General features: G+C 75.6%; 3 protein-coding genes. All 3 read left to right on the top strand.

What is annotated here, in order from left to right; all coding sequences use genetic code 11:
* On the top strand, window positions 1-2,484 hold a 2,484-nt coding region (locus ACFRMQ_RS35430; protein ID WP_380734915.1), incomplete at its 5' end, for a SpoIIE family protein phosphatase.
* A gap of 228 nt (window positions 2,485-2,712) precedes the next feature.
* Window positions 2,713-5,310 (top strand): SpoIIE family protein phosphatase, encoded by a 2,598-nt coding sequence (locus ACFRMQ_RS35425; protein ID WP_380734914.1) that lies wholly within the window; start codon window positions 2,713-2,715, stop codon window positions 5,308-5,310.
* Between the two features lie 90 nt (window positions 5,311-5,400).
* The gene (locus ACFRMQ_RS35420; protein WP_380734913.1) at window positions 5,401-7,209 is read left to right on the top strand and encodes an ABC transporter family substrate-binding protein; all 1,809 of its coding nucleotides are present in this window, start codon (window positions 5,401-5,403) and stop codon (window positions 7,207-7,209) included.
* Window positions 7,210-7,305: the final 96 nt, after the last annotated feature.

Here is a 7,305-nt window from a genome sequence, read left to right as displayed (position 1 = left end):
CCCGAAGCCCCCGGCACGCCCGCCGACGGCAGCCTGCTGGACCTGCTCAAGGTCGCCATCGCGATCCTCGACACCGCGGGCCGGGTGGTGCTCTGGAGCCCGGCCGCCGAGGAACTGCTCGGCTGGCCGAACGAGCTGCTGGTCGGCCGCCGGATCGACGAGCTGATCCCCGACCCGGAGCAGGTCGCCCGCATCCGGGCCGCCATCCAGGAGACGCTGCGGCACGGCCGCTGGGCCGGCCCCGCCGACCTGCTCGACCGGGACGGCGCACCGGTCTCGGTGGACGCCCGGATCTCCCTCCTGGTGGACGGCGACGGCACCCCGTTCCTCCAGGTCAACATGGCCGAGGCGGCCGCCGTCCGGGCCGTCGAGCGGGACCTCGCGGTGCGCGACGCGCTGTTCGAACAGTCCCCGCTGGGCATCGCCATCATGGACACCGACCTGCGCTACACCGCCGTCAACCGGACCCTCGCCGAGATGAACGGCGTCGCCCTGGAGGACCACGTCGGCCGCACCACCGGCGAGACCCTGCCGGAGCGGGCCGCCGACGAGATCACCGCCATCCAGCGCCAGGTACTGGCCACCGGCGAGCCGGTCATCGACGTCACCCTCGCCTCCCCGGTCACCACCCGGGCCGGCTACCGCTCGATCTCCTACAGCCGGATGACCGACCGCTCCGGCCGGGTGCTGGGCATCTCCGGCACCGTGATGGACGTGACCGAGCGCTACCGGGCCGTCGCCAAGGTCGAACACGCCCGGCGCCGGCTCTCGCTGCTCAACGAGTTCGGCTCCCGGGTCGGGGACCTGCTGGACGCCTCCCGGATCGCCCAGGAACTCGCCGGCTCCGTCGTCCCCCGGCTGACCGACCACGCGGCGGTGATCCTGCTCCAGGCGGTCGCGCACGGTGACGACCTGCCCCGGCACGGCCACGACCGGCGCACCTCGCTGCTCCAGCTCGGCACCGCCTCCGTCCAGGACGGCCCCGAGGTGGACGTGATGCTGCGCCGTGGCGCCCGGATCACCTTCGCCGAGGACTCCGCCTGCGGCCGGGTGCTGCGCACCGGCGTGCCCGAGCTGCTCTCCGGCGCCGACCAGCTGGACGACGTCACCTACCCCGGCGACCCGAAGCTGCAGGCCGCCCGGGACCTCGGCGTGCACTCGCTGCTGGTGGTGCCGCTGCGCGCCCGCGGCATCGTGATCGGCCTGCTGCTGGTCAGCCGGGCCGGCTACCGCGAGGGCTTCGACCGGGACGACCTGGCCTTCACCGTCGAGCTGGCCGACCGGGCGGGCAGCTCGCTGGACAACGCCCGCCTCTACGCCCGCGAGCGCACCGCCGCGCTCACCCTCCAGCGCACCCTGCTCCCGCAGCAGGTCCCGCAGCCCACCGGCGTCGAGGTCGCCTACCGGTACGTGCCGGGCAGCAGCGGCACCGAGGTCGGCGGCGACTGGTTCGACGTCATCCCGCTGCCCGGCGACCGCACCGCGCTGGTGGTCGGCGACGTGATGGGCCACGGCCTGCGGGCCGCCGCCACGATGGGACGGCTGCGCACCGCCGTCCGGGTGCTGGCCGCCCTCGACCTGCCGCCGGACGTCCTGCTGCGGCACGTCCACGAGCTGGCCGACGACCTCGCCCAGGGGCCGGACGAGGCGCTGCTGGCCACCTGCGTCTACGCCGTGTTCGACCCGGGGACGGCCCGGCTGACCGTCGCCAAGGCCGGGCACATCCCGCCGGTGCTGGTGGTGCCGGGCACCCAGCCCCCGGAGCCCACCCACGAGGGCGGTCCGCTGCCCGGCGGCGTCGGCCGGATCCTCGACCTGCCCTCCGGTACCCCGCTCGGCGTGGGCGGGGTCCCGTTCGAATCGGTCGAACTGAAGATCCCGGAGGGCAGCCTGCTGGCGCTGTGCACCGACGGCCTGGTCGAGTCCCGGGACAAGGACCTGGACGTCGGTCTCGGCCGGCTGGTCAGTGTCCTCCAGGAGCCGCACGCCTCCATCCAGGCCGCCTGCGAGGCGGTGCTGGACACCATGGAACAGGGCCGGGAGCCGGACGACGTCGCGCTGCTGCTGGCCCGGCTCGGCCACGGCCGGGCAGGCACCCCGACGGCGGGCTGGACCCTGCCGGCCGAGCCCACCGCCGTCTCCCGGGCCCGCCGGCTGGTCCGCGCCACGCTCGTCGAGTGGGGCGTCGAGGAGCTCACCGACACCGCCGAGCTGCTGGTCAGCGAGCTGGTCACGAACGCCGTCCGGTACGCCAGCGCCCCCATCGGGGTCCGGCTGACGCTCGGCGAGACGCTGCTGGTGGAGATCTCCGACCCGCTGCCCGACCCGCCCCGGGAGCGGCACGCGGCCGAGGCCGACGAGGGCGGGCGCGGTCTGGAGCTGGTCCACCGGCTGGCGCTGCGCTGGGGGGCCCGCGCCGAGGGCATCGGCAAGGTGGTCTGGTTCGAGCAGGCGCTGCCGGGTAATGAGCCCGACGGATCGTGATCACAGCGGGCAACAGGAGAGCGGGGCCGTACATGCCGACAGGCGCTCAAGGGGAGCGCGCGCTCCGGCAGGGGGCGCGAGCGTGGCATTGTGGTTGCGCGGGCGGTAGGACAAAAACCTTCGCCCGATCTGATGTTGTGATGTTGAGGGCGTGTGAACGTACCCCTCGATGATGAATACTCGGTCTTCTCGACATCCGGACGGTCGCGGGTTGGAGGGGTCGGTCCGTTGAACAGCACTCCGGCGCGGAGCGCGCGCAGCAGCAGCGGTCATGCCGCCGTACCCGGGCAGGCCGGTTCCCCGCACCTGCCCGTACGGGACGGCGGGGCCGCCCGCCGCGGCCACCACCCCGCCGCCGAGAGCCGGTCGTGGAGCGGCGGCGACCCCGGCACGATCTACGACTACATCCGGGTCGCGACCTTCGCGATCGGCCCCGACGGGCGGATCAGCCAGTGGAGCGAGCGCGCCGCCGACTTCTTCGGCGTCCCGGCCGCCGAGGCCGTGGGCGCCGACCCGATCACCACCTTCGTGCCCCGCGAACTCTGGCGGCGCGGCCGGTCCCGGCTGGAGCGCACCCTGGCGGGCGAGGAGTGGGTCGGCACCACCCCGTACCGGGACGCCACCGGCGGCGAGGGCCTCGCCGAGCTCTACCTGATGCCCGACAGCTCGATGCCCACCGCGGGCGCCACCTGCCTGGCCGTCGACCTCGGCCGGCTGCGCCGGATCGAGACCGACCTGGCCGCCTCCGAGGCCGTCTTCGGACAGACGCCCACCGGCTTCGTGCTGTTCGACGACCGGCTGCGGCTGCAGCGGGTCAACGACGCCTTCGCCTCCGGCATGGGACTCGTCCCCACCGACCTGGAGGGCCTCACCCCGCACGACCTCTTCCCGCCGTCCGAGGCGGACCGGCTCAGCGCCGCCCTGCGCAAGGTCCTGGCCACCGGCGAGCCCGTCTTCGACCTGCGCTTCCACAGCGCCGTCCCGACCCGCGAGGGCAACCGGCTCTGGGCCGTCTCGCTGTACCGGCTGAACGGCTCCGCCGGGCAGACCACGGGCGTGGCCGGGCAGGTCTCCGACGTCACCAGCCGGCACGTCGCCGAGCGCGAGGCCGACGGCGTGCGCCGCAACCTCGCGCTGCTCAACGAGGCCAGCGCGCACATCGGCTCCACGCTCGACCTGGAGACCACCGCCAAGGAACTGCTGGACGTCGTCGTCCCGCCGTTCTGCGACCTCGCCACCGTCGACCTGTACACCGCGCTGCTCTCCGGCGAGACGGTGCCCAGCGCCGGACGGCTCGGCGACACCGTGCTCACCGACGGCAGCGGCGAACTGCGCCGGGTCGCCGTCTCCAGCGTGGTCGGCGGCGCCTCCTCGGTGCTCGGCTCGGTCACCGGCCTGCCGATCGCCGAAGCCGGCGGCACCCTCTGTTACCCGCGCCGCTCCCCGCACGCCCGGGCGCTGCGCACCGGCCGCAGTGTCATCCCCGAGCCCGGGCCCGACCCGCTGCTGCGCTCCACCCTGATCGTCCCGCTGGTCGCCCGCGACCAGGTGCTCGGCCTCGTCCAGCTCTCCCGGGCGATCGGCAGCGAGCCCTTCGACGCCCGCGACGTCGCGATCGCCGAGGAACTGGTCGCCCGCGCGGCCGTCTGCATCGACAACGCCCGGCTCTACCGGCGCGAGCACGAGCGCGCGCTGATCCTCCAGCGCAGCCTGCTGCCCCCGGGAAACCCGGCCGCCAGCGGCCTGGAGATCGCCTGCCGCTACCTGCCCAGCAACAACAACACCGAGGTCGGCGGCGACTGGTTCGACGTCATCCCGCTGCCCGGCAACCGCACCGCGCTGGTCATCGGCGACGTGATGGGCCGCGGCCTGCGCGCCGCCGTCGCGATGGGCCAGCTGCGCACCGCCGTCCGCACCCTGGCGATGCTCGACCTGGACCCGGCCGAGGTGCTCACCGCCCTCGACGAGATCGCCCGCGGCCTCGGCGGCGACACGGTGCCGGCCGGCCCGCCCACCCCGTACGGGCGGCTCACCTCGACGGCCGACGAGCAGGCCCGCGAGGTCTACCTGGCCACCTGCGTCTACGCGGTCTACGACGCCGTCACCCGCCGCTGCGTCTTCGCCAACGCCGGCCACCTGCCGCCCGTCCTGCTCAGCCCCGGCGAGAGCGCCCGGATGCTCGACGTGCCGCCCGGGCTGCCGCTCGGCGTCGGCGGCGAGCCCTTCGAGGAGGTCGAGCTGACCCTCCCGGACGGCGCCGTGCTCGCCCTCTACACCGACGGCCTGGTGGAGAGCCGTAAGCACCAGCTGGACGAGGGACTGCGCGCCTTCCGCTCCGCGCTCTCCGGCGAGGGCAAGGGCCTGGAAGACCTCTGCGACCACGTGCTCGGCGAGCTCAACCCGCACCACGGCGAGGACGACATCGCCCTGCTGATGGCCAAGGTGCACGCCTTCCCCGAGGACGCCGTCGGCAACTGGTTCCTGCCGCCCGAGCCCACCTCGGTGGCCAAGGCCCGCGAGCTGGCCTGCAGCTGGCTGCTCACCCGGGGGCTGGAAGAACTGGTCGACACCACCGAGCTGCTGGTCAGCGAGCTGGTCACCAACGCGCTCAAGCACGGCCGGGGCGAGATCCGGCTGCGGCTGCTGCGCGAGCGCGGCCTGGTCTGCGAGGTCTGGGACGACGGCTACGCGCAGCCCCGGCAGCGGCGCGCCCAGGAGACCGACGAGGGCGGGCGCGGCCTCCAGCTGGTCAGCCTGCTGGCCGAGCGCTGGGGCAGCCGGCGCACGCCGAAGGGCAAGATCGTCTGGTTCGAGCTGGCGCTGTAGCGGGGAGACGGTGGGCCGGACGGGTGCAGTCGCCCGGCCGCCCGCCGTGTCGGGGCGGATCGGGGCCCGGGGCGGCGTTCGATGGCCGCCATGCGCGTCCGCCAGCTCACCGCCGCAGCCGTCGCGCTGCTGCTCGCCGCCAGCCTCGGCGGCTGCTCCGACGACCCGGGCCCCGCCCGCGCCCCCGCCCCGGCGCCCGCCGCGGCCGATCCCACCGTCGGCACCGGGGACGTCCGGCTCGCCGACCGGGCCGGCGTCCGGGACGGCGGCACGCTGCGCTGGGCGCTGGACGGCGTCCCGGCCACGCTGAACGTCTACCAGGACGCGGCGAGCGCCGACTCGGCGCTGCTCGCCCACGCGCTGTACCCCGCGCTGTTCCGGCCCGACGAGCACGGCCGGCTCGTCCCCGACCCGGACTACCTGGAGGACGCCGAGTCCACCCCGCCCGGGCAGCAGCCCCAGGTGGTCACCTACCGGCTCAACCCGCAAGCCGTCTGGAGCGACGGCACCCCGCTCTCGGCCGCCGACCTCGACGCGCAGCGGGCCGCGCTGTCCGGCCGGGACCCGGCCTACCGGGGCGTGCGCCCGGCCGGGTACGACGCCGTCGACTCGATCACGCAGGGCGCCGACCCGCACGAGGTGCGGGTGACCTTCCGACGGCCGTACGCCGAGTGGCGCGCGCTGTTCGGGCCGCTCTACCCGGCCGCCGACACGGCCACCCCGGCCGCCTTCGCCCGGGCGCTGACCGACGGGGGCCGGCCGAGCGCCGGGCCGTACGTCCTCTCCCGGTACGACACCGAGGGCGGGAAGGTCACCGTGGAGCGCAACCCGCTCTGGTGGGGCGACCCGCCGAAGGCCGACCGGATCGACTTCCTCGCCGTGGCGCCCGAGCGGCGGCTGGACGCGCTGGACCAGGACCGGTTGGACGTCGCCACGCTCACCGCGGCGGTGGACCGGGCACAGCCGGTGCCCAGCGCGTCCGCCCCGGCCGCGCCGCCGCCCGCGGCCCCGCCGGAGGCGGCACCGGAGGCCGCCCCCGAGGCGGCGGCGACGGCGCTGCGGCGGGCCGAGTCGCTGCCCGGCGTCACCGTGCACCGGGCCGCCGCGGCCTCGCTCACCCAGCTCACCCTCAACGCCACCCGCGGCCCGCTGACCGACCCGCTGGTGCGTCGCGCCCTCACCGGGGCCGTCGACCGGCGACGGATCGCCGACGCGGCGCTCACCCCGCTGGGCCTGCCCGCCGCGCCGCTGGGCAGCCACCTGCTCGCGGGCGACCAGGAGGGCTACCGGGACAACAGCGGCGCGGCCGGCCGGGCGGACGTGGGGCGGCTGCTGGACGAGGCGGGCTGGACGCGGCCCGCCGACGGGGGCACCCGGGCCAGGGGCGGCACGCCGCTCGCCCTCTCTCTGCTCGTCCCGGCCGGTTCGGCGACCGCCAAGCGCACCGCCGACGCGCTCACCGCCGGCCTCGCGGAGTCCGGGATCGCGGTGCAGCAGGTGGCCGCGCCCGCCGAGTCCTTCGTCGGGGACCGCCTGACGGCCGGGGACTACGACCTCGCGCTGTTCTCCTGGCCGGCCGGCCCCAGTCCGGCGAGCGAGCAGCGCCCCGCGTACGCCAAGCCCCGGCCGGACGCCGACGGCACACCCGAACCGGGCAGCAACTTCGGCCGGGCCGGCACCGAGGAGATCGACCGACTGTTCGACCGGGCGGCCGCCGAGCTGGACCCGCAGGCCCGGCTGGACCTGCTCCAGGAGGCGGACGCGCGGATCTGGCAGTTCGGGCACTCGGTGCCGCTCTACCAGCGTCCGGAGCTGGTCGGCGTCCGGGCCGGGGTGGTCGGCGCGGGGGCGTACGGCTTCGGCTGGCCGCGCTTCCAGGACGTGGGCTGGAGCGGCTAGATGTACTGACCACGGAGGTTGGTGACGGGGTTCACGGGCGGGTGATCTTGAAATGAGTGAGGGCCTTCTGGCTCGGTGTGGATTGCGACATCTGCA

It is taken from the genome of Kitasatospora sp. NPDC056783, from assembly GCF_042789895.1.
Taxonomy (GTDB): Bacteria; Actinomycetota; Actinomycetes; order Streptomycetales; family Streptomycetaceae; genus Kitasatospora.
The sequence above is the reverse complement of the archived record's forward strand: the minus strand, read 5'-3'. Positions and strand labels throughout refer to the sequence as shown.